Origin of the sequence: Pantoea sp. SO10, assembly GCF_005281435.1 — a bacterium.
In the GTDB taxonomy this organism is placed as follows: domain Bacteria; phylum Pseudomonadota; class Gammaproteobacteria; order Enterobacterales; family Enterobacteriaceae; genus Pantoea; species Pantoea leporis.
In genome coordinates this window covers 3,233,598-3,255,891 of the sequence record NZ_CP040095.1, presented here as the reverse complement: position 1 = coordinate 3,255,891, position 22,294 = coordinate 3,233,598, and the positions used below count along the sequence as shown (strand labels likewise).

General features: G+C 55.9%; 19 protein-coding genes. 14 read left to right on the top strand and 5 right to left on the bottom strand.

Annotation, left to right across the window (positions count from 1 at the left end):
• The first annotated feature begins 125 nt into the window (after positions 1 to 125).
• From FCN45_RS15100 to rlmM, 3 genes are read left to right on the top strand one after another with little or no spacing between them, the layout of a single operon-like run.
• A complete protein-coding gene (locus FCN45_RS15100; protein ID WP_101762006.1) occupies positions 126 to 1,043 on the top strand; it encodes a transcriptional regulator GcvA in 918 nt (305 codons plus the stop codon).
• A gap of 49 nt (positions 1,044 to 1,092) precedes the next feature.
• The gene (locus FCN45_RS15095; RefSeq protein ID WP_101762007.1) at positions 1,093 to 1,488 is read left to right on the top strand and encodes a DUF423 domain-containing protein; all 396 of its coding nucleotides are present in this window, start codon (positions 1,093 to 1,095) and stop codon (positions 1,486 to 1,488) included.
• The gene (gene rlmM, locus FCN45_RS15090) at positions 1,481 to 2,581 is read left to right on the top strand and encodes a 23S rRNA (cytidine(2498)-2'-O)-methyltransferase RlmM (RefSeq protein ID WP_101762008.1); all 1,101 of its coding nucleotides are present in this window, start codon (positions 1,481 to 1,483) and stop codon (positions 2,579 to 2,581) included. Before FCN45_RS15095 ends, rlmM begins: the two co-directional genes overlap by 8 nt.
• A gap of 302 nt (positions 2,582 to 2,883) precedes the next feature.
• Here the strand turns inward: rlmM and xni are convergent, their stop codons facing one another.
• The 3 genes from xni to queF all read right to left on the bottom strand — a co-directional run bounded on the left by xni (position 2,884) and on the right by queF (position 6,085).
• Entirely contained in the window at positions 2,884 to 3,654 is a 771-nt protein-coding gene (xni, locus tag FCN45_RS15085) for a flap endonuclease Xni (protein WP_137386357.1), read from the bottom strand.
• A gap of 38 nt (positions 3,655 to 3,692) precedes the next feature.
• Positions 3,693 to 5,057, bottom strand: coding sequence for a nucleotide 5'-monophosphate nucleosidase PpnN (ppnN, locus tag FCN45_RS15080; protein ID WP_101762010.1), 1,365 nt, complete (start codon positions 5,055 to 5,057; stop codon positions 3,693 to 3,695).
• A gap of 182 nt (positions 5,058 to 5,239) precedes the next feature.
• Positions 5,240 to 6,085, bottom strand: coding sequence for an NADPH-dependent 7-cyano-7-deazaguanine reductase QueF (queF, locus tag FCN45_RS15075; protein WP_137386356.1), 846 nt, complete (start codon positions 6,083 to 6,085; stop codon positions 5,240 to 5,242).
• 62 nt (positions 6,086 to 6,147) lie between these two features.
• Between queF and syd the strand changes: the two genes are divergently transcribed.
• From syd to FCN45_RS15055, 4 genes are all read left to right on the top strand, one after another.
• Positions 6,148 to 6,696, top strand: a complete 549-nt coding sequence (gene syd / locus FCN45_RS15070) for a SecY-interacting protein (RefSeq protein WP_137386355.1) — start codon at positions 6,148 to 6,150, stop codon at positions 6,694 to 6,696.
• A 592-nt stretch (positions 6,697 to 7,288) separates the two neighbouring features.
• Positions 7,289 to 7,615 carry a YqcC family protein gene (locus FCN45_RS15065; RefSeq protein ID WP_101762014.1) on the top strand — a complete coding sequence of 109 codons (327 nt, stop codon included), beginning with the start codon at positions 7,289 to 7,291 and terminating at the stop codon, positions 7,613 to 7,615.
• Positions 7,615 to 8,394 (top strand): tRNA pseudouridine(65) synthase TruC, encoded by a 780-nt coding sequence (truC, locus tag FCN45_RS15060; RefSeq protein WP_137386354.1) that lies wholly within the window; start codon positions 7,615 to 7,617, stop codon positions 8,392 to 8,394. Before FCN45_RS15065 ends, truC begins: the two co-directional genes overlap by 1 nt.
• A 12-nt stretch (positions 8,395 to 8,406) precedes the next feature.
• The gene (locus tag FCN45_RS15055; protein WP_137386353.1) at positions 8,407 to 8,853 is read left to right on the top strand and encodes a flavodoxin; all 447 of its coding nucleotides are present in this window, start codon (positions 8,407 to 8,409) and stop codon (positions 8,851 to 8,853) included.
• 123 nt (positions 8,854 to 8,976) lie between these two features.
• Here FCN45_RS15055 and garD read toward each other — a convergent pair whose 3' ends face one another.
• Positions 8,977 to 10,536, bottom strand: a complete 1,560-nt coding sequence (garD, locus tag FCN45_RS15050; RefSeq protein WP_137386352.1) for a galactarate dehydratase — start codon at positions 10,534 to 10,536, stop codon at positions 8,977 to 8,979.
• Between the two features lie 509 nt (positions 10,537 to 11,045).
• Between garD and FCN45_RS15045 the strand changes: the two genes are divergently transcribed.
• The 6 genes from FCN45_RS15045 to FCN45_RS15020 all read left to right on the top strand — a co-directional run bounded on the left by FCN45_RS15045 (position 11,046) and on the right by FCN45_RS15020 (position 18,038).
• Entirely contained in the window at positions 11,046 to 12,392 is a 1,347-nt protein-coding gene (locus tag FCN45_RS15045) for an MFS transporter (protein WP_137386351.1), read from the top strand.
• A gap of 9 nt (positions 12,393 to 12,401) precedes the next feature.
• On the top strand, positions 12,402 to 13,742 hold the full coding sequence (locus FCN45_RS15040) for an enolase C-terminal domain-like protein (RefSeq protein WP_137386350.1): 1,341 nt from the start codon (positions 12,402 to 12,404) through the stop codon (positions 13,740 to 13,742).
• Positions 13,743 to 13,758: 16 nt separating this feature from the next.
• The gene (gudD, locus tag FCN45_RS15035; RefSeq protein WP_137386349.1) at positions 13,759 to 15,090 is read left to right on the top strand and encodes a glucarate dehydratase; all 1,332 of its coding nucleotides are present in this window, start codon (positions 13,759 to 13,761) and stop codon (positions 15,088 to 15,090) included.
• Positions 15,091 to 15,142: 52 nt separating this feature from the next.
• Positions 15,143 to 15,910, top strand: a complete 768-nt coding sequence (gene garL, locus FCN45_RS15030) for a 2-dehydro-3-deoxyglucarate aldolase (RefSeq protein ID WP_101762587.1) — start codon at positions 15,143 to 15,145, stop codon at positions 15,908 to 15,910.
• Positions 15,911 to 15,929: 19 nt separating this feature from the next.
• Entirely contained in the window at positions 15,930 to 16,814 is an 885-nt protein-coding gene (gene garR, locus FCN45_RS15025; RefSeq protein ID WP_064738030.1) for a 2-hydroxy-3-oxopropionate reductase, read from the top strand.
• A gap of 84 nt (positions 16,815 to 16,898) precedes the next feature.
• A complete protein-coding gene (locus tag FCN45_RS15020; RefSeq protein WP_137386348.1) occupies positions 16,899 to 18,038 on the top strand; it encodes a glycerate kinase in 1,140 nt (379 codons plus the stop codon).
• Between the two features lie 110 nt (positions 18,039 to 18,148).
• On the opposite strand, the gene barA is transcribed toward FCN45_RS15020, so the two are convergent.
• A complete protein-coding gene (gene barA / locus FCN45_RS15015; RefSeq protein WP_137386347.1) occupies positions 18,149 to 20,878 on the bottom strand; it encodes a two-component sensor histidine kinase BarA in 2,730 nt (909 codons plus the stop codon).
• A gap of 90 nt (positions 20,879 to 20,968) precedes the next feature.
• On the opposite strand from barA, the gene rlmD reads away from it, so the two are divergent.
• On the top strand, positions 20,969 to 22,285 hold the full coding sequence (gene rlmD / locus FCN45_RS15010) for a 23S rRNA (uracil(1939)-C(5))-methyltransferase RlmD (protein ID WP_137386346.1): 1,317 nt from the start codon (positions 20,969 to 20,971) through the stop codon (positions 22,283 to 22,285).
• Positions 22,286 to 22,294: the final 9 nt, after the last annotated feature.

The window sequence follows — 22,294 nt, the reverse complement described above, 5'->3', positions numbered from 1 at the left end:
CAACTATAGGTATTTGCTGGAGCTTCCTCAACGGACAAATTATAATGTCTCGGATTAAAAAAACTAATACGTAGCGACTTTGTATAAGTTGAAGTATTACCTTGTCAATCCGGATACGGAAAACCATGTCTAAACGCCTTCCGCCGCTTAATGCTTTACGCGTCTTTGATGCTGCTGCCCGTCATTTGAGCTTCACCAAAGCCGCTGAAGAGCTGTTTGTTACCCAGGCTGCTGTCAGCCATCAGATCAAATCTCTGGAAGATTTCCTCGGTCTTAAGCTGTTTCGCCGGAGGAATCGTTCGCTTTTACTGACGGAAGAAGGTCAAAGCTACTATTTAGATATTAAGGAGATTTTCTCTGCTCTTAACGATGCCACGCGCAAGTTGCAGGCGCGCAGCGCTAAGGGTGCGCTGACCGTCAGTTTGCTGCCGAGTTTCGCCATTCAGTGGCTGGTTCCTCGCCTTTCCAGCTTTAATATGGCTTATCCGGGCATCGACGTGCGTATCCAGGCGGTGGACCGTGATGAGGAGAAATTGGCGGACGATGTCGACGTGGCGATTTTCTACGGTCGTGGCAATTGGCCAGGCCTGCGGGTTGAGAAATTGTATGCCGAATATTTGCTGCCAGTCTGCTCACCGATGTTGCTGACGGGTGATCATCCTCTCAAATCGCCGGCCGATTTGGCGCACTGCACGCTGCTGCATGATGCATCGCGCCGTGACTGGCAATCCTATACGCGTCAGCTGGGCGTGCAGCATATCAATGTGCAACAGGGCCCGATCTTCAGCCACAGCGCCATGGTGTTGCAGGCGGCGATTCATGGTCAGGGCGTGGCGCTGGCGAATAATGTGATGGCGCAGAGTGAAATTGAAGCCGGTCGTCTGGTATGTCCTTTTAACGACGTGTTGGTCAGTAAAAATGCTTTTTATCTGGTTTGTCATGACAGCCAGGCAGAACTGGGTAAAATAGCCGCCTTTCGTCAGTGGATCCTGGAAAAAGCGGCCAATGAACAAGAAAAATTCCGTTTTCGCTACGATCATTAATGCGTTGCTGGCTGCACAATGATGTGCGCATTACCTTGAGGATTGTTTGATGTCCAGTCGTGCCATGTTTGTTTTTGCTGCCATTAGCGGATTTATGCTGGTGGCGTTTGGTGCTTTCGGCGCGCATGTGCTGAGCAAATCGCTCGGCCCAGCCGAAATGGCGTGGATACATACCGGGCTTGAATATCAGGCGTATCACACGCTGGCGGTGATTGGCCTGGGTGCCGCTATGCTGCGTCGTGCCAACATCTGGTTTTACTGGAGTAGCGCCGCAATGGCGCTCGGTATCGTGTTGTTCAGTGGCAGCCTCTATTGCCTGGCGCTGTCGCACATGAAGTTTTGGGTTTTTGTTACGCCAGTGGGAGGCTTATGCTTCCTTATTGGCTGGTTCTTGATGTTGATTGGCGCACTGCGTCTGAAACGAAAGGCAGATCGCCATGAATAAAGTTTTACTCTATTGCCGTCCAGGATTTGAGAAAGAGTGCGCGGCAGAAATCAGCGCGAAAGCGGCTGAGCGCGAGATTTACGGCTTCCCGCGCGTTAAAGATGACTCAGGTTACGTGCTGTATGAGTGCTATCAGCAGCAAGATGCTGAAAAGCTGATCCAAACGCTGCCGTTTGCCGAACTGATCTTTGCGCGGCAAATGCTGGTGGTGGGAGAGCTGCTGCGCGATCTGCCACCAGAAGACCGCATCACGCCGATTGTCGGCATGCTGACCGGTGTGGTGGAGAAGGGCGGTGAACTGCGGGTTGAAGTGCCGGATACCAATGAAGCGAAAGAGCTCACCAAGTTCTGCCGTAAATTAACCGTGCCGCTGCGTGCCAGCCTGCGTGAAAGCAAAATCCTGCTTAATTACGAAACAGCTAAGCGTCCGGTGGTGCACGTGTTCTTTATTGCGCCGGGCACCTGTTACGTCGGCTATTCGCTGCCGGAAAACAACTCGCCATTCTACATGGGCATTCCGCGCCTGAAATTCCCCTCCGATGCGCCGAGCCGTTCTACGCTCAAGCTGGAAGAGGCGTTTCACGTGTTTGTGCCTGCGGATGAGTGGGATGAGCGTCTAGCCAGCGGCATGTACGCCGTCGATCTCGGCGCTTGCCCCGGCGGCTGGACCTATCAACTGGTGAAACGCAGCATGTGGGTTTTTGCGGTAGATAACGGCCCGATGGCGCCAAGTCTGATGGACACCGGACAGGTGACGCACTGCCGCGAAGATGGTTTTAAATTCCGTCCGCCGCGTACCAATATCAGCTGGCTGGTGTGCGACATGGTGGAAAAACCGGTGCGCGTCGCTAGCCTGATGACCGAATGGCTGGTGAATGGCTGGTGCCGCGAGGCGATCTTCAACCTCAAGCTGCCCATGAAAAAGCGCTACGAAGAAGTAACACAGAACCTGGCGATGATTGATGACGCGCTGAAAGCGCAGGGCATTAATGCCCAGATTCAGGCGCGCCAGCTTTATCACGACCGCGAAGAAGTGACCGTTCACGTACGTCGACTTTGGGCGGCTGTTGGCGGCCGTCGCGACGAGCGCTAATCCTGCTTCATACTTTGCGCTACAGCGGTCCTGCTTCATACTTTGCACTACAGCGGCGTTGGCTGCGTTTGCTCGCCCCGGTCACATACTGATGTATGCTCCCGGGGACTCGCGCACTAGCCGCCTTGCTGTAGCACAAATTATTTCGCAGGATGCCAGCTTTATACTTTGCACTACAGCGGCGTTGGCTGCGTTTGTTCGCCCCGGTCACATACTGATGTATGCTCCCGGGGACTCGCGCACTTGCCGCCTTGCTGTAGCACAAATTATTTTGCAGGATAACTGTTTTGCACAGTCGCCATTTATGGCGACGGCTGTTTCGTTTGAAATCTCAATGTATTGAGATTGCCTTGCAGTACCAAATCACGCTTTAACGTCGATACTTTGCGGCAAATTTCTGCCATTTCCCGCTGTTCCTGCAATTTTCCCTGCCATTTGCTCGGTACTTGTTCCCATTGCTGATAGATCGCATCCAGCGATCCAAACTGCATCAACAACTCGCGGGCGCTTTTCGGGCCAATGCCGGGCACGCCGGGAATTTTGCTGCTGCTGATACCACACAATCCCCAATAGTCGGGCAACTGCGCGGGCGTTACGCCAAACTCTTGCTCGATAAAAGGTACATCCAGCCAGCGCTTCTGGAAATAGTCGCGAATACGAATGTTAGGTGCCAGCAGCTGGCAATAACCTTTATCGGTAGAAACAATCGTTGCTTGATGACCAGCGTCCGCCATTTTCACCGCCAGCGTGGCGGCGAGATCGTCGGCTTCGTCTAAATCAGCCACCCAGCAGTTAACGCCTGCTGCGCGGAAGGCGTCCTGCAGCGCGGGCATCTCCAGATGCAAATCCTCCGGCATCGGCGGGCGACCCGCTTTGTAATCCGGTAATAGCTGATGGCGCCAACCGGGCTGACGCTCATGGCTATCAAACACCGCCACCACGTGCGTGGGTTGTGTATGTCCCAATAACTGATGCAAGGCGGCAACGCAGCTGTCGCGGCATGGCGAACCCTGAACAGCGTGCAGACGGCGAATCAGATTGAGTGCATCAATGATAAGAAGATGAAGCGACATAGCGATAGCGGCAGCCCGCAGGCTGCCTTCCTGATGGGTTATTTGATGATTTCGTAGCAAGGCGTGTAGGCGCTGCCCGGCAGCTTCATGCGCTGCTGTGCGACAAAACCTTGCAACAGTTCGTCCATGCGGTGCATGAGATTGGCATCGCCGTGCAGTTTGTACGGGCCTTTCTCGCGAATTTCACGAATTCCGATCTCTTTGACGTTACCCGCCACAATGCCGGAGAAGGCGCGACGCAGATCGGCTGCCAGCAGCTCGGCGGGCTGATCCGGGAACAGCTTCAGGTTTGCCATATTCTCGTGCGTCGGCAGGAAGGGCACCTGTAATTCGGGTGCGATACGAATCGACCAGTTGAAGCTGTAGGCATCGCCGGTTTCGCGGCGATACTCTTTCACCTGCGGCATGGCTTTCTTCATCAGACGCGCCACTTCAGCGGCATCATCAATGATGATTTTATAATGCTTACGTGCGGCTTCGCCCAGCGTATTAACGATGAAATCATCCAGCACGCGGAAGTAGTCGGCGCTCTCTTTGGGTCCGGTCAGAATCAGCGGCAATACCTGATCGCTGTTGTGCGGATTCATTAAAATACCCAACAAATACAGCAGCTCTTCGGCTGTGCCCACGCCGCCAGGGAAGATCACGATACCGTGGGCGATACGCACAAAGGCTTCAAGGCGTTTTTCGATATCCGGCATGATGATCAGCTCATTGACCAGCGGATTCGGTGGTTCGGCGGCAATGATTGAGGGCTCAGTCAGGCCGATAAAACGGCTGTCATGATAACGCTGCTGCGCATGTCCTACCGCCGCACCTTTCATCGGTGCTTCCATGACGCCAGGTCCGCAACCGGTACAGATGTTGAGTTCGCGCAGACCCATTTGTGTGCCGACGTTGCGGCAATATTGGTATTCCACCGCATTGATTGAGTGGCCGCCCCAACACACCACGGTATTCGGATATTCGCCGATGTGCAGTGCACGCGCGTTACGCAGAATCGAAAACACCTGATTGGTGATATGCGCAGAGTCTTCCGGCTCCTCGTTCTGGTAGCGTTCTGTTGCCGCCAGTTGTCCGTTTACAAACAGAATGTCGCGCAGCACGGCAAACAAGTTTGCCTGCAGCGAACGAATAATCCGGCCATCAACAAATGCCTCTTCCGGCGGGTTGATCAGCTCCAGTTTCACACCGCGCTCACGGCGCAACACGTTGATGTCGAAGTTTTCAAAACGCGAAAGCAATTCCTGGCTGCTGTCGGTCTGGCTACCGGAGTTGAGTACCGCAAGAGAACAGTTACGAAACAGCTGATAAAGGTCGCTGCTAGCGGTGCGCTTCAGCATGTCGACTTCAAGCTGGGAGAGCAGATCCATCGAGCCAAGCGGGCTGATATGTGTAATCAAGAGAACTCCTTTACACGCAAATGCGTGGCTGATGACGCTGCGCTTAACTTATTAACGCAGCGACGAAAATCCCTGGTCGCGCATGCTTCGATCGCGCCTTCAACAGAGTAACGTTGTCTGCTGTGAATGCTCAAGGGGAACCGCGCATCCGTGCAGCGGCCTGCGAGGCGTCTCGCAAACTATTACTGGCGAACCAGGCGGGAAAATCCCGGAGAGAAGGGCACGTTACTGCGCCAAGGATTGATATCCAGACCGCCGCGCCTGGTGTAACGTGCATAAACGCTCAGGGCTTCTGGCTGACAAAAGCGCTGAACGTCGTTGAAAATGCGCTCAACGCACTGCTCATGAAATTCATTATGCTGACGGAATGAGATGAGATAACGCAGTAGCGCTTCACGGTTAATACGCGGGCCTTTGTAGCGAATCATCACCGAGCCCCAATCGGGCTGATTGGTAATTAAGCAGTTCGATTTCAGCAGATGGCTAACCAGCGTTTCTTCAACAATTTCACGGCCTGCAGCCTGCGCCAGATAATCTGCATTGAAGGAGTAATCGTGGATTTCGATATCCTGTTCATCAATCACTTCGCCACTGAAATGGCCGATCGGCTGGCCTTCCACTTCGCTGAGACGAAACAGCGCCACGCTGACCTGACCCTTTGCGCAGGCGCTGAGATCGCGCTCCAGCGTCTGGCGCACTTCGCCCCAGTCGGCGAAAACGGTCTGATTAAAACTGTTAAGATAGAGCTTGAAACTCTTCGACTCGATCAGGTTTTGGCTATCGGCGCGCAGCACCACTTCGCCCACCGCGACCTGCGGAACGCCTTTGCTGTTGAGCCAGGAGAGTTCGTACAGCGTCCAAATATCTGCGCCAGTAAACGGCAGATTATCGGGATACAGCCCCAGCGGCTCACGGTTAAGGCTGCGCGGCACGGATTGCAGCAGCGTGTTATCGTAGCGATCAACATAAGCCGTGGGCTTACCTAAGGTCAGGCCGCTTAATGCCTGATCCCGGTTTTCAGAAGACATAACGGTTACCACTAAATTTCATCAAAGTGGTTAAGTGTAACCTAACACTTGCGAGAATATGAATGATGCAGCAAACCGTAGATGCTCTGCGTGAGTTTACCGCCCGCTACGTTGAACATTGGCAGCAACAAACCGGACATTTTCCCGCCAGCGCCGATCTGCTTGGCGTTCCCTCCGACTGCATTATTAGCACGCTGGATGACCGCGTGTTGTGGCAGCCGCAGCCGTTTACGTTACCGGCCACGCTTGAAGCGGTAGAGCGTGCGCTGGATCTGCAACTGCAACCAGAAATCAGTGCGTTTTATACCAGCCAGTTTGCAGGTGATATGACGGCAACCTTTGAACAGCAGCCGATTACCCTGCTGCAGGTATGGAGTGAAGCGGATTTCACTCGCCTGCAGGAAAACCTGATTGGTCACTTGGTTATGAAGCGCCGCTTAAGACAAGCGCCAACGCTGTTTATTGCCACCACCAACTCAGAGAATGAGGTGATTGCGCTGTGCAATCTTACCGGCGAGGTCATTATTGAGGAGCCTGGCACTAAAAAGCGTGAAGTCCTGGCGACATCGGTTGAGAATTTTCTTAATGCTTTACAACCTGTTACTCAGTGATTTGCAGATTTTTAGGCTGCGCTTTGTGAGAGATCTCTCACGTTAGGTGTGAGAGATCGCTAGATCATTGCGCAGACTTGCGGAAGCCCTAAATGTAAAAATATTGTGAATCATGAACTTATGGCATCAATCTGAAAATTAAGACAGGACTTAATCCATTAACGCTTCTTACTGGCTTGTTATTGCGATGGTTTCTGGGAGAATAGTCACCACTTGCAGGATGCTGGGGATTAAGAGACGTTCAGGAGAATGTCAGCCATGAGGCGGGAACGTAACGGAATTTACGGCACACGGAAGGCTTCAGGACGAAGCAGGACACTCAGGATTGAGTATAAAGGACACCTCCAGGACGGAGAATGAGAGCCACGCGGAACGTGGCGGGCCAGGATGCTAAGGACCAATGTCATGATGACAAGCGACGGAAAGCGCAGGAAAAGTTGTCATGGATGAGCAGGGAGCACAGCAGTAGCTGGAATGCTGCAAACGAAAACCGGGAGCACTGTAATCACAGTGCTCCCTTTTTTTATGCCATTTTTACGCCGGGCGTGACTGATGGTATGCTTGCCGCCCAATTTTTCTCTGGAGGTGGCGCATGTCGTCGCAAATGATTTTTCAGCGCCTGCAGCAGGTCGAAGCGGTGATGCGTGAACACGGCCATTGGCAGTCACAATCCCCCGAGGCGGGCGCCTTCGCCAGTACCGAACCTTTCTGTCTTGATACCATGGAGCCGCTGCAATGGCTGCAATGGGTGTTCATGCCACGTTTTTATGCGCTGCTCGAAAGCGGCGCGCCGTTGCCGCAGAATTTTGCCATCGCTCCCTATTATGAAGTCGCATTGCCAGCCGACACGCCGGGCTATGCGGTGCTATTGCTGACGCTCAACAAGTTTGATGCGCTGTTCCAGGAACCTTCCGCCTGATGCTCGAAATCCTTTATCAAGATGCGTGGCTGGTCGCGGTGAATAAGCCGGCCGGTTGGCTGGTGCATCGCAGCTGGCTCGATCGCAATGAAAAAGTGGTGGTGATGCAAACGGTGCGCGATCAGATTGGCCAGCATGTGTTCACTGTGCACCGCCTCGATCGCCCAACGTCCGGCGTGTTGCTGATGGCCTTATCGAGTGAAGTCGCCCATTTACTGGCGCAGCAGTTTGAACAGCACCAGATGCAGAAAACCTATCATGCGGTGCTGCGCGGCTGGCTGGAAGGCGGCGCGACGCTGGATTATCCGCTGGTGGAAGAGCTGGATAAGATTGCCGACAAATTTGCCACCCAGGAACCTGTTGCCCAACCGGCGGTAACGGATTACCAGGCGCTGGCACACGTTGAGATGCCGGTCGCCATCAGCCGCTATAACACCGCGCGCTATACGCTGGTGGAGATGGCGCCGCACACCGGGCGTAAACATCAGCTGCGTCGCCACATGGTGCATCTGCGTCATCCGATTATTGGCGACAGCGCGCACGGCGATCTGCGCCAGAATCGCGGTGCGGCGGCACATTTTGGCCTCAATCGCCTGATGCTGCACGCCAGCGCACTCAGCTTTACCCATCCCGTTACCGGCGAGCCCATAGTGATTCGCGCCGGGTTGGATCGCGTCTGGCAGCAGATGCTTGAGCAGTTTGGCTGGCAGGATCAGATCCCTGAAGTTCCCAGGGTTGAGTTTGCCAGTGATGCAGTCCAGGATAAGCCGACAGAATAAAGGAGCGGCAAGATGGCAAAGATTGGCATTTTTACAGGTACGGTTTACGGCAATGCGCTGCTGGTAGCTGAAGAAGCACAGACGGTGCTGGAAGAGCAGGGCCACGACGTGAAGGTGTTTGAAGATCCGTCGATGGCGGATTGGCAGGCATACAGCCAGGATGTGGTGCTGATTGTCACCTCAACCACCGGTCAGGGCGACTTCCCGGATAACATTGCCCGCCTGTATGTTGCAGTGCGTGATCAGCTGGGTTATCAACCAGAATTGCGTTATGGCGTGATTGGCTTGGGTGACAGCAGCTATGACAATTTCTGCCGTGCAGCTAAAACCTTTGATGCCACCTTGCAGGAGCAGAGCGCGCAGCGCATCGGCGAGGTGCTGTTGGTGGATGCGACGGAAGATCCGGAGCCCGAATCAGTGACCTCACCGTGGGTGGAGAGCTGGGGTAAGTTGCTGTAAGGACTTTTCCCTCACCCTAACCCTCTCCCGCCAGCGGGAGAGGGAATATTTAGAGGGTGCAGCCCGCACGGTTTGTTCCCTCTCCCGCGAAGTGGGAGAGGGCCAGGGTGAGGGCAATAACCATCACGTTACCGGCGCCGGATTAAACACCGCCAGCTGATTACGAATCCCCCAACGATCCGACCATGTCTGCTTGCGCCCGCTGGCAATCTCCAGAATCAACTCAAACAGTCGCCAACCGACCTGTTCAATACTCTCTTCGCCCGTTGCAATGGTTCCGGCATTAATATCCATCAAATCATGCCAGCGTTCGGCCAGGGCATTGCGCGTTGCCATCTTGATTACCGGAATGGCGGCCAAACCGTAAGGTGTGCCGCGCCCGGTAGTGAACACCTGCAAGGTAATGCCTGATGCCATCTGCTGCGTGCCACACACGAAATCGCTGGCTGGTGTGGCCGCATAAATCAGCCCGCGTTTGGTGGGGCGCTGTCCGGGCGACAACACTTCAACAATCGGGCTGCGACCTGACTTGGCAATCGAACCCAGCGCTTTCTCCACCACATTCGCCAGCCCGCCTTTTTTGTTGCCCGGCGAGGGATTGGCGCTGCGATCGGTTTGGCCCTGGCTGAGGTAATCGTCATACCACGCCATCTCTTCCAGCAGCCGTTTGCCGACCGCTTCATCCACCACGCGCGGCGTCAGCAGATGTATGGCATCCCGCACTTCGGTCACTTCCGAGAACATTACCGTTGCGCCGCAGCGCACCAGCAAATCAGAAGCAAATCCCACGGCGGGGTTCGCCGTTACGCCCGAGAAAGCGTCGCTGCCGCCGCACTGCGTGCCGATCACCAATTCCGATGCTGGACAGGTTTCGCGCTGACGTTGATTAAGCTTTTTCAAATGGCGTTCGGCGACCTGCAGGATTTCATCCACCATCGCGCCGAAGCCCACCAGCCGCTCATCCTGCAATCGCACAATGTCGTTGTCATCCAGCGAAATGGCCTGCACATCGGGTGTGCCGGTCAGCAGACGTTCGGGCTGTAACTTCTCGCAGCCGAGGCTGACGATCATCACTTCGCCACCAAAATTGGGGTTCAGCGCCAGGTTATGAATGGTGCGAATTGGCACCACCGCGGCGGGCGCATTGATTGCCACGCCGCAACCGTACAGATGATTCAGCGCCACCACGCCATCAACATTGGGATAACGCGGCAGCAAATCACGCTCAATGATCTGCACTACATAATCCACCACGCCCGCCACGCAGTGAACGCTGGTGGTGATGCCGAGCAGGTTGCGCGTGCCCACGCTGCCATCTGCATTGCGATAGCCTTCGAAGGTATAACCTTCCAGCGGCGGCAGCGCGGGCGGCACATTGTTTGCCAACGGCAAACTGTTGAGTGGCGGCGCTTCGGGCAGCGCTACCAGTGATTCTTCAATCCAGCTACCTTGTGGGATGGGGCGCAGCGCGTAGCCAATCACTTCACCGTAGCGCAGGATCGCGCCTGCTTGCGGGATATCGCTGAGCGCGACTTTATGTCCCTGTGGCACATGCTCAGTCAGTTGCAGTCCGTCGGCGAACCGGGTGCCGGACGGTAATCCCTGATTGTTGACCACGATAGCCACGTTATCGGCATCGTGCACTTTGATATAGAGCGGTTTTTCTGTCAGAGGACGGTTCATTGCTCACCTTCCAGTTCGTCGCACCGTACGTAGCAGCGCGGTTTAAAATACGTCCATCACGTCATCGTTTTTTGCCAGCCTCAGTATATGCAGGGGGATTTGCCGTATGCATTGTGCAACTGACTGGCTTTAAGGAGATTTATCAGGGGAATTTGGTTCGTTTATCCAAACACAAGTGAAGGGACTCACAAACTGCCGTTATCCTGTACGTTAACCAGGCAAAATCAGGGAGCAAAAAAGCGTTCCGTGAGCCACGCCGCAGCGTTATGTGCAGATGCCATAAAATCATTCTCTTTCACCCTAAATCCTCATGCGTTCTTCCAGTGTTTCGCCGCCAGGCTGTTCCTATACTGATTCTCGTTCTTCAACGTTAGGTTATTCGTCACGACGCATCATCGTATTGCCAAATATAAAAATCGCCGTGTTTAACCCGACTTCATTCTGATACCCAACGCGATGTGTATGCAGTCAGAGTGGATGTAGCGTTCGCTATATTTCAGGAGTGCATCATGAATAGTTTCAGCCAGACAGCGGAAGCAGTGCAAAAGCGCACTAATGCCCGTTACTGGATTGTGGTGATGTTATTTATCGTCACCTCGTTCAACTACGGTGACCGCGCAACCATTTCGATTGCCGGTTCGGCGATGTCCAAAGAGATCGGCCTTGATTCGGTCGGCCTGGGCTATATCTTCTCCGCCTTTTCCTGGGCGTACGTGATTGGGCAGATTCCGGGCGGCTGGCTGCTCGACCGCTTCGGCTCAAAACGCGTCTACTTCTGGAGCATCTTCCTCTGGTCGCTGTTTACCTTGCTGCAAGGCTTCGTCGATCTGTTCAGCGGTTTTGGCATTATCATTTCGCTGTTCCTGTTGCGCTTCCTGGTCGGCCTGGCTGAAGCGCCATCCTTCCCCGGCAATAGCCGCATTGTTGCGGCCTGGTTCCCGGCACAGGAGCGCGGCACCGCCGTCGCAATCTTTAACTCGGCGCAATACTTTGCCACGGTAATCTTCGCGCCGATCATGGGTTGGCTGGTCTCCGAAGTGGGCTGGGCGCACGTGTTCTGGTTCATGGGCGGATTGGGCATCATCCTCAGCTTTATCTGGCTGAAAGTGATCCACGATCCCACCGATCATCCGGGCGTCAACAAAGCCGAGCTGGAGTACATGGAGCAGGGCGGTGCGCTGATCAACATGGACGTCAAAAAGGATGACCGCAAAGTGAGCTGGAGCGATAAGTGGTTCCAGATCAAACAGCTACTGACCTCACGCATGATGCTGGGCATCTATCTCGGCCAATACTGCGTCAACGCCTTAACCTACTTCTTTATTACCTGGTTCCCGGTGTATCTGGTGCAGGCGCGCGGCATGTCGATTCTTAAGGCCGGCTTTATTGCTTCGATTCCTGCGGTGTGTGGCTTCCTCGGCGGCGTATTGGGCGGCGTGATTTCTGATTACCTGATGCGTAAAACCGGTTCGCTGAACATCGCGCGTAAAACGCCCATTGTGCTCGGTATGCTGCTCTCCATCTCGATGGTGATGTGTAACTACACCGACACGGAATGGGTGGTGGTGTTCTTTATGGCGCTGGCATTCTTCGGCAAAGGCATTGGTGCGCTGGGTTGGGCGGTGATGGCAGATACCGCACCGAAAGAGATCAGCGGTTTGAGCGGTGGCTTGTTCAACATGTTCGGTAACTTCTCCGGCATCGTCACGCCAATTGCCATCGGTTACATCATCGCCACCAGCGGATCCTTCGAGGGCGCGCTGATTTATGTCGGTATCCATGCCTTTGTCGCCGCATTTAGTTTCCTGGTGATTGCCGGCGATATCAAACGGGTTGAACTGAAAACCAGGCCATAAGGACGGAATATGACTACGCAAAGCACGCCGGTCATCACCGATATGCAGGTGATTCCGGTTGCCGGTTACGACAGCATGTTGCTCAACATCGGTGGCGCGCACAGCGCCTGCTTCACCCGCAATATCGTGGTGCTCACGGATAGCGCGGGACACATCGGCGTCGGTGAAGCGCCGGGCGGGGAAACCATCTACCAAACGCTGGTTGAGGCGATTCCGCAGGTAAAAGGTCAGCAGGTTGCCCGCATGAATCGTCTGGTGCAGCAGGTGCACAAAGGCAATCAGTCGGCGGATTTCGATACCTTCGGCAAGGGCGCGTGGACCTTCGAACTACGCGTCAATGCGGTGGCCGCGCTGGAAGCGGCGCTACTGGATTTACTCGGCCAATGTCTCGGCGTGCCGGTGGCGGAACTGCTCGGTCCGGGCCAGCAGCGCGATGAGGTCACGGTGCTCGGCTATCTGTTCTATCTCGGCGATCGTCGCAAAACCGATTTGCCGTATCTGACCGGCGAAAACGCCAGCCACGACTGGTATCACTTGCGTCATCAGGAGGCGCTGACGCCGGAATCTGTGGTGCGTCTGGCGGAAGCGGCGCAGGACAAATATGGCTTCAAAGATTTCAAACTCAAAGGCGGCGTGCTGCCGGGCGAGCAGGAGATTGAGTCGGCGGCGGCGCTAAAAAAACGCTTCCCCGATGCGCGCATCACCGTCGATCCCAACGGTGCCTGGACGCTGGATGAAGCCATTCGCTTGTGTAAAGGCATGGGCGATGTGCTGACCTACGCCGAAGATCCGTGCGGTGCCGAGCAGGGCTATTCCGGCCGCGAAGTGATGGCCGAATTCCGCCGTGCGACGGGGTTGCCGGTCGCCACCAACATGATCGCCACCAACTGGCGCGAGATGAACCACGCGGTGATGCTCAATGCCGTCGACATCCCGCTGGCCGATCCGCACTTCTGGACGCTGAGCGGTGCGGTGCGCGTGGCGCAGCTGTGTGATGACTGGGGTCTGACGTGGGGCTGTCACTCCAATAACCACTTCGATATTTCACTGGCGATGTTCACCCACGTTGGCGCCGCTGCGCCGGGTAAACCCACCGCGATTGATACGCACTGGATTTGGCAGGAGGGCGATCAGCGCCTGACCAAAGAGCCGCTGCAGATCCGCAACGGCAAAATCGCCGTGCCGGATAAGCCGGGCCTCGGCGTCGAGCTGGATTGGGATCGCCTGCATCAGGCCAACGCGTTGTACAAATCACTGCCGGCGGGCGCACGTAATGACGCCACCGCGATGCAGTATCTGGTTCCCAATTGGGCATTCGACCGCAAGCGTCCAGCCTTTGGTCGCGGCTAAGTTTAAGGAGCAGGAAATGAGTCAGACACCGAAAATAACATCGCTGCAGATCATTCCGGTGGCCGGTCACGACAGCATGTTGCTTAATCTGAGTGGCGCGCATTCGCCGTTCTTTACCCGCAACATCGTCATCATTAAAGACAATGCCGGACACACCGGCGTCGGTGAGATTCCGGGCGGCGAAAAGATTCGTCAGACGCTGGAGGATGCTGCGGCGCTGGTGGTGCAGAAAACCGTTGGCGAATACAAGAACATCCTCAACTTGGTGCGCAGCACCTTTGCCGACCGCGATTCCAGCGGACGCGGCAACCAAACCTTTGATTTGCGTACCACCATTCACGTGGTTACTGGCATCGAAGCGGCGCTGCTCGATCTGCTGGGACAGCATTTGGGTGTGAACGTCGCCTCGTTGCTCGGCGATGGTCAGCAGCGCGACCGGGTAGAAATGCTCGGCTACCTGTTCTATGTCGGCGATCGCAAGAAAACCTCGCTGCCGTATCAGAGCCAGGAAAATGACAAATGTGATTGGTATCGCCTGCGCCACGAAGAAGCGCTGACGCCGGAAACGGTGGTGCGCCTGGCGGAAGCGGCCTATGAAAAATATGGCTTTAACGATTTCAAACTGAAAGGCGGTGTGCTGCGCGGTGGCGAAGAGGCCGAAGCGGTGACGGCGCTGGCGAAGCGCTTCCCGCAGGCGCGTGTGACGCTTGATCCTAACGGAGCCTGGTCGCTCAACGAGGCGATTCTGCTCGGTAAGCAGCTGAAAGGTGTGCTGGCCTATGCGGAAGATCCGTGCGGTGCTGAGCAGGGCTATTCCGGTCGCGAAGTGATGGCGGAATTCCGCCGCGCCACCGGCATGCCGACCGCCACCAACATGATCGCCACCGACTGGCGTCAAATGGGCCACACGCTGTCGCTGCAGTCGGTCGATATCCCGCTGGCCGATCCGCACTTCTGGACGATGCAGGGTTCGGTACGCGTGGCGCAGATGTGTCACGACTTCGGCCTGACGTGGGGCTCGCACTCTAACAACCACTTCGATATCTCGCTGGCGATGTTTACCCACGTTGCCGCCGCCGCACCGGGTGCGATTACCGCCATTGATACGCATTGGATTTGGCAGGAAGGCAATCAGCGCCTGACTAAAGAGCCGCTCCAGATTAAAGGCGGCATGGTGCAGGTGCCGCAAAAACCGGGTCTCGGCGTCGAGCTGGATATGGATCAGGTGATGCAGGCCAACGCGCTGTATCAGAAACACGGTTTGGGCGCGCGCGATGATGCGCAAGCCATGCAGTTCCTCGTACCGAACTGGACCTTTGATAACAAGCGTCCGTGCCTGGTGCGCTAACTTTTCCGGCTCCCCGCGCGGGAGCCTGCTGTAACCGACAGGAGTGAAGACAATGAGCAATGCCTGGCCGAACCCTTTTCGTCGCCGTTTGCTGGCAGGAGAAACCCTGATTGGCAGCTGGTGCGCGCTGGCTAATCCCCTTACCACTGAAGTGCTGGGCCTGGCGGGCTTTGACTGGCTGGTGCTGGATGGCGAACACGCGCCGAATGACATCACCACCTTTGTGCCGCAGCTAATGGCACTGAAGGGCAGCCACAGCGCGCCGGTGGTGCGTCCGCCGTGCAACGAACCGATCATTATTAAGCGCTTGCTGGATATCGGCTTCTACAACTTCCTGGTGCCGTTTGTGGAGACCGAGGAAGAGGCGATTCGCGCGGTGGCATCTACTCGCTATCCACCGGCGGGCATTCGCGGTGTGTCGGTTTCGCACCGCAGCAACATGTACGGCACGCTGCCGGATTACAACAGCACCATTAACGACAACATCACGGTGCTGGTGCAGATCGAAACGCAACAGGCGGTGGACAACATCGATGCTATCGCCGCGGTGGAGGGGGTCGATGGCATCTTCGTTGGGCCGGGCGATCTCTCGGCCGCGCTCGGCTATCTGGGCCAGCCTGCGCATCCCGAAGTATTGAAAGTGATTAAACACGTCTTCGAACGCGCCAAAGCGGCGGGGAAACCGAGCGGCATTCTGGCGCCGGTGGAAGCCGATGCGCGCCGCTATCTGGAGTGGGGCGCCAGCTTTGTGGCGGTAGGCAGCGATCTGGGTGTGTTCCGTAACGCCACGCAGGCGCTGTGTGACAAATTTAAAAAATAACTGACTGAGAGGAAAGGCAATGAAAATTGGATTTATCGGCCTCGGCATCATGGGCAAACCGATGAGTAAAAACCTGGTGAAAGCCGGTTATTCGCTGGTGGTGCGCGACCATAATGTTAGTAACGAAGCAGAGTTGGTGGAGCTGGGCGCCACCGTGGCCAAGACGCCAAAAGAGGTGGCTGAACAGGTGGATGTGTTGATCACCATGGTACCGAACTCGCCACAGGTTAAAGAGGTGTGCCTCGGTGCTAACGGCATCATCGAAGGCGCGAAGCCGGGCCTGATCGTTATCGACATGAGTTCCATTGCGCCGTTGGCCAGCCGCGAAGTGCATGATGCGCTGGCGGCGAAAGGCATCAAAATGCTCGATGCGCCAGTCAGCGGCGGCGAGCCGAAAGCGATTGAAGGCACGCTGTCGGTGATGGTGGGCGGCGATAAAGCGGTGTTTGATCAGTGCTACGACATCATGAAAGCGATGGCGGGTTCGGTGGTACACACCGGTGACATTGGCGCGGGGAATGTGACTAAGCTGGCAAATCAGGTGATTGTGGCGCTTAACATCGCGGCGATGTCAGAAGCGCTGTCGCTGGCGACCAAAGCGGGCGTTAATCCTGAGCTGGTTTATCAGGCGATTCGTGGTGGTCTGGCAGGCAGCACCGTGCTGGATGCCAAAGCGCCGATGGTGCTGGATCGTAACTTCAAACCGGGCTTCCGCATCGATCTGCATATCAAAGATCTGGCCAATGCGCTGGATACCTCGCATGAGATCGGAGCGCATCTGCCGCTGACTGCCGCAGTGATGGAGATGATGCAGGCGCTGAAAGTGGATGGACAGGGCACTTCCGACCATAGCGCGCTAGCCTGCTATTATGAAAAATTAGCGAAAGTTGAGATCACCCGGTAGTGCAATCGTCCGGCGTCTACGGATGTCGGGCGGCTCGCTGCCTTCGCAGGACGGATGTCCGTCATCAACCGCGCTGGATTGCCTATGAAAATTGTCATCGCACCGGATTCATATAAAGAGAGTTTATCCGCCCTGGAAGTGGCTTCGGCGATTGAAGCGGGATTCCGCGAGATCTTTCCCGAAGCTGAGTACGTGAAAATACCGGTTGCCGACGGTGGTGAAGGCACGGTTGAAGCGATGGTGGCGGCAACGCAGGGAAACATTGTCCGGCTGACGGTTACTGGACCGCTCGGCAAGCCAGTGGAGGCGTTCTACGGTTTGTCAGGTGATGAGCGTACCGCATTTATCGAAATGGCGGCAGCCAGCGGGCTGGAGTTAGTGCCAGCGGCACAGCGCGATCCGCTGATTACCACCTCGTTCGGCACCGGCGAGCTGATCAAAGATGCGCTCGATCGCGGTGTCGATCACTTCATTATCGGCATTGGCGGCAGCGCCACCAATGATGGCGGTTCCGGCATGATGCAAGCGCTGGGCGCACAACTGCTGGATGAGCACGGCAAGCAAATCGCCTACGGCGGCGGCGCATTACCGCAGCTGGCGCGCATCGATATCGAACAGCTGGATGCGCGTATTAAGCAGTGTCGCTTTGAAGTCGCCTGCGATGTCAGCAATCCGCTCACCGGCGATAAGGGCGCTTCGGCGATCTTCGGTCCGCAGAAAGGTGCGACGCCGGAACTGGTGCAGCAGCTGGACAAAGCACTGGAACATTACGCCAACCTGATTCATCGCGATCTGGATATTGATGTTTTACACATTGATGGCGGCGGCGCGGCGGGCGGCATGGGCGCGGCGCTGCATGCGTTTTGTCAGGCCGAGTTACGCAGCGGCATTGAGATTGTCACTGAAGCCTTGGGCCTGGCCGAGCAGGTGAAAGATGCCGATCTGGTGATTACCGGCGAAGGGCGCATTGATAGTCAAAGCATTAACGGCAAGGTGCCGATTGGTGTGGCAAAGGTCGCGAAGCAGTTTAATAAACCGGTGATTGGCATTGCTGGAAGTTTAACCGCGGATGTCGGCGTGGTGCACCAACATGGGCTGGATGCGGTGTTCAGCGTGTTGTTTAGCATCTGCTCATTGGATGACGCGCTGGCCAACGCGGCGCAGAACGTGCGTCTGACGGCGCGCAATGTGGCGGCGGTGATTAAGCTGGGGAAAGGGAGATAGTTTTCCCTCACCCTAACCCTCTCCCAGAGGGAGAGGGAACCGATCGGTGCATATTTTGCTCCCTCGCCCGCTTGCGGGAGAGGGCGGGGTGAGGGGAAAACCGCACCGCACTAACTCAACGCCAACAATTTCCTCGCTTCACGCGCCACGTTCGCCATCTCATCACTCAACTCCAGCAGCTCCGGCTCCAGCGCGTCGATATCGCTCTCCTGATGCAAACTCTTCTCCAGCTGCTGACACAGCTGCTTCAGGCGCGGCACGCCGCTGTAGCTGGCGCTGCCGTGCAGCTTGTGGATAATCTCGCGCAATCCCACCACATCATTGCTCGCCATGGCACTCTTTACGCGCTCTTCCACTTCCGGCAGGAAATCGAGCAGCATTTGCAGCAAATCGCGGGCTAAATCGGGTTTATTGGCGGCCTGACGTAGCGCCAGCGTCCAGTCCAGCGACGGCGCCACGTGCGGCTGTTGCGGCTGTGGCATGACCCGGTTCGGCGCGTAACGCTGCAGCAGCTGGCTCAATTTGTCCTCATCAATCGGCTTCGCCAGATAGTCATTCATGCCAGCGTTGATGAGCTGCGCACGTTCGCCATCCAGCGCATGCGCAGTAACGGCGACAATCGGTGTGGTGGCGTGCAGCGGCAGGCTGCGGATGATTTCGCTGGCGCGGATGCCATCGATATCCGGCATCTGAATGTCCATCAGAATCACGTCCAGCTTGTGCAGGCGCGCCTGACGAATCGCCTGCTCGGCGTTATCACACAGAATGATGTGCTGCACCTGCTCCTCCAGCAGTGCGCCAATCAGTTTCAGGTTGGCGGGATTGTCATCCACCGCCATTACCGTCAGCGGCTGACGTGCACCGCGCGGCAGCGCATCGCTTTGCCAGTCATGTAAGTCCAGCAGCATCGGCAGCAAGCGCGTCAACGAGACCGGTTTGGCGATACACCCGGCAATGCCGCGCGCCCGTAAGTCATCGGCAAATAGCATCATTTCACTCGGCAGCGCCAGCAACACCGAATCGGCGCGCGCATGCAGACGTTTAATCAATGCATCCGGCAACGTCGCAGGATGCGGCTCGGTGACCGGCAAACCCATCAGCAGCAGCGGGAAGTGCGTCTCGGGCATCTCTTCCAGGCTGGAGAAGTGCTGCACCTGCAGCGGCGTGATGCTTAGCATCTCCTGCACCGCTTTCGCCACCGCTGGATGTGGCTCGATATACGCCAGCGGCGTGGCGCGCAAATCGTCCAACATGCGCGGAATGGCTGGTGCATTGGGATTGAGATCGAGATGAACGTGCACCCAGAAGGTCGAACCCTGATTCGGGCGGCTGTGGAAGGCAATTTCGCCGCCCATTTCGCTCACCAGTTTCTGCGTGATCACCAACCCTAAACCGGTGCCGCCATGACGGCGCGTAATGCTGGCATCGGCCTGACGAAACGCCTGGAATAGCTGCGACTGCTGCTGTTCAGAGATACCGATGCCGGTGTCATGCACCTGAATCTCCAGCTCGACGCGCGTAGTGTTGATGCTGCGCAGCTCAACGCGTAAATCGATATGACCGCGCTCGGTGAACTTAATCGCGTTACCAATCAGATTAATCAAGATCTGCTGCAGGCGCAGCGGGTCGCCAATCACATTATCCGGCACCTGTTTTTCCAGGCACACGGTAATTTCCAGCCCTTTGTCATGGGCGGACGGCGCCAGCAGCACCAGCGTTTCATCCAGCGTGGCGCGCAGCGGGAACGGGATCGACTCCAGCACCAGCTTGCCGGCTTCCAGTTTCGAGAAATCGAGCACGTCATTAATGATGCTCAGCAGGTTATTCGCCGAACGCTCGATGGTGCTCATGTAGTCGCGCTGGTTGGTGCTCAGCCCGGTTTTTAGCATCTGACGGGTAAAGCCAATTACGCCGTTCAGCGGCGTACGCAGCTCATGCGACATGTTGGCGAGGAACTCTGATTTGATGCGCGCCGCTTCCTGCGCACGCTTCTTCGCCAGATCCAGCTCCACGTTCTGAATCTCCAGCTGCTCCAGCGTTTCACGCAGATCGTAAGTCGCCTGATCGATGTTCTGCTGCATCTCTTCGTGATAGGCGGTGAGCGACATTGCCATGGCGTTGATGCCGTTTTTCAGAATACTCAGCTCGCCCAGCATGTAACCATCGACGCGGCTGTCCAGCTGGCCACGACGAATGCGGTCCACGGTGGTAACCATATTGCGAATGGGACCGGTGACGTCGCGCATCAGGCGATAGGCAAACAGCATGGCGATGCACAGGCAGAACAGCAGCAGCAGCGTGGCGACAAATACTTCTTTGTATTGCTCCAGCCGCACCGATTGCAGATCCAGTTCGATCGCCACATAACCTAGCGGATTCCCGGCTGGTTTGGCATCTTCGCCCGGCAGCTCATCCACCGAATAGCGTTCAGAGATAATCGGCGTGCGCAGAATCATAATTGTGCCTTGCCGCTCCACCGAGACGCCATCTTCCAGCGTGGAGATGTCCTCTTTTTGCAGCAGCGCCAAATTCTGATTGTTATTCGAGGTGACGTAGACGTGATTGTTGTTGTCGAAAATGGTGATGGCACGGACAATATCGGAGTGGCGGCGATGCAGCAGACTAACTAACTCGCGAATCGCATCGCGGTTGTGCCACGTCATGCCGTATTCACTGGAGACCGCCAGCGGTTCGATGATGTTCGCTCCCGCATCGTGCACCTGATGCTGTAATTCGTTGTAGCGGTGCACCACAAAGAAGGTACTGAGCAGCAGACCAATCATCAGCGTTGGCGCCAGTATCAGAATCATCATTCGCGCCCGCAGGCTGTATTTGGTCATAATTGTGGCCTGGCGACTCCTGGCATTTTTTCCCTGTGCAAGCACGGTTATTGGCTGCACACCCAATTAACGTAGAGATTTCACAATACTATGGCGCAATTTTACTCCGCAAAACAGCGTGTGACGACGAAGGCTCGCATATCCGTCACCATTGAAGACCTCGATCCTTTCGGACAAGGTGTTGCGCGCCATAAAGGCAAGGCGATGTTTGTTAGCGGCGCGCTGCCCGGTGAACAGGCGGAAGTGACGGTGTTCGATGATAAAAGCAAATACGCACGCGCCAAAGCCAACAAGATCATTAATCCCAGCCCACAGCGGGAAACACCGCGCTGCGTCCATTTTGGCGTGTGCGGCGGCTGCCAGCAGCAACATGCCTCGGTGGCTTTGCAGCAGGAGAGTAAAGCGCGCGCATTAAGCCGCATGTTAAGCCGCGAAGCGCCGCTGCCGGTGAAGGTGGATGAGATCATCAGCGGCAGCGCGTGGGGCTACCGTCGCCGGGCGCGTTTAGGATTGCAGTGGCAGCCAAAACAGCAGCGTTTGCAAATGGGGTTCCGTCAGGCCGCCAGCAACGATTTGGTTGAACTGAAGCAATGCCCGGTTTTGGTGCCCGAACTTGAAGCGTTGCTGCAGCCGCTGCACCAGTGCCTCAGCGATTTACAGGCAGTTAAACGGTTAGGCCACGTAGAATTGGTGCTGGCGGATAATGGCCCGCTGATGGTGCTGCGTCATCTTGATGCATTATCTGCTGGCGACCGCGCAAAACTGGAACGCTTTTCGCATGAGCAGCAACTGTCGCTCTATCTGTCTGATGGCAGTGAAAGTTTGCAGGCGCTGAATGCGCGCGAACCTTTTTATCACTCGTTGAATTTGCCGCTATCCTTTAGCCCGCAGAATTTTATTCAGGTCAACGATGGTGTGAATCAGCAGATGGTCGCCAAAGCCATTGAATGGCTGGATTTACAGCCAGAGGATCGTGTGCTGGATTTGTTCTGCGGCATGGGAAACTTTACCTTGCCATTAGGAAAGTTCGTACAAAATGTTGTAGGTGTGGAGGGCGTTGCAGCATTAGTGCAGCAGGCAGCGTATAATGCTGAGCAGACTAATCTCAAGAATGTTCGCTTTTTCCAGCATAACCTGGAGGAAGATGTATCGCGTCAGCCGTGGGCGACGCAGGGATTTAACAAGGTGTTACTGGATCCAGCGCGTGCTGGGGCCGCGGGCGTAATGGCGCATGTGGTTAAACTTGCGCCGCAACGTGTGGTCTATGTTTCCTGTAACCCTACAACGCTGGCGCGTGACAGTCAGACATTGCTGTCAGCGGGCTACCATTTGGAAAGGGTCGCGATGCTGGATATGTTCCCCCATACCAGTCATCTCGAATCCATGGTGCTGTTTAGCAAAGCATAAGCGATGTCC

Excerpts from the sequence above, each read along its gene's own strand:
- FCN45_RS15100 (WP_101762006.1), top strand. The coding sequence starts at position 126 with ATGTCTAAACGCCTTCCGCCGCTTAATGCTTTACGCGTCTTTGATGCT.
- FCN45_RS15095 (WP_101762007.1), top strand. The coding sequence starts at position 1,093 with ATGTCCAGTCGTGCCATGTTTGTTTTTGCTGCCATTAGCGGATTTATG.
- rlmM (WP_101762008.1), top strand. The coding sequence starts at position 1,481 with ATGAATAAAGTTTTACTCTATTGCCGTCCAGGATTTGAGAAAGAGTGC.
- xni (WP_137386357.1), bottom strand. The coding sequence starts at position 3,654 with ATGTCGCTTCATCTTCTTATCATTGATGCACTCAATCTGATTCGCCGT.
- queF (WP_137386356.1), bottom strand. The coding sequence starts at position 6,085 with ATGTCTTCTGAAAACCGGGATCAGGCATTAAGCGGCCTGACCTTAGGT.
- syd (WP_137386355.1), top strand. The coding sequence starts at position 6,148 with ATGATGCAGCAAACCGTAGATGCTCTGCGTGAGTTTACCGCCCGCTAC.
- FCN45_RS15065 (WP_101762014.1), top strand. The coding sequence starts at position 7,289 with ATGTCGTCGCAAATGATTTTTCAGCGCCTGCAGCAGGTCGAAGCGGTG.
- truC (WP_137386354.1), top strand. The coding sequence starts at position 7,615 with ATGCTCGAAATCCTTTATCAAGATGCGTGGCTGGTCGCGGTGAATAAG.
- FCN45_RS15055 (WP_137386353.1), top strand. The coding sequence starts at position 8,407 with ATGGCAAAGATTGGCATTTTTACAGGTACGGTTTACGGCAATGCGCTG.
- garD (WP_137386352.1), bottom strand. The coding sequence starts at position 10,536 with ATGAACCGTCCTCTGACAGAAAAACCGCTCTATATCAAAGTGCACGAT.
- FCN45_RS15045 (WP_137386351.1), top strand. The coding sequence starts at position 11,046 with ATGAATAGTTTCAGCCAGACAGCGGAAGCAGTGCAAAAGCGCACTAAT.
- FCN45_RS15040 (WP_137386350.1), top strand. The coding sequence starts at position 12,402 with ATGACTACGCAAAGCACGCCGGTCATCACCGATATGCAGGTGATTCCG.
- gudD (WP_137386349.1), top strand. The coding sequence starts at position 13,759 with ATGAGTCAGACACCGAAAATAACATCGCTGCAGATCATTCCGGTGGCC.
- garL (WP_101762587.1), top strand. The coding sequence starts at position 15,143 with ATGAGCAATGCCTGGCCGAACCCTTTTCGTCGCCGTTTGCTGGCAGGA.
- garR (WP_064738030.1), top strand. The coding sequence starts at position 15,930 with ATGAAAATTGGATTTATCGGCCTCGGCATCATGGGCAAACCGATGAGT.
- FCN45_RS15020 (WP_137386348.1), top strand. The coding sequence starts at position 16,899 with ATGAAAATTGTCATCGCACCGGATTCATATAAAGAGAGTTTATCCGCC.
- barA (WP_137386347.1), bottom strand. The coding sequence starts at position 20,878 with ATGACCAAATACAGCCTGCGGGCGCGAATGATGATTCTGATACTGGCG.
- rlmD (WP_137386346.1), top strand. The coding sequence starts at position 20,969 with ATGGCGCAATTTTACTCCGCAAAACAGCGTGTGACGACGAAGGCTCGC.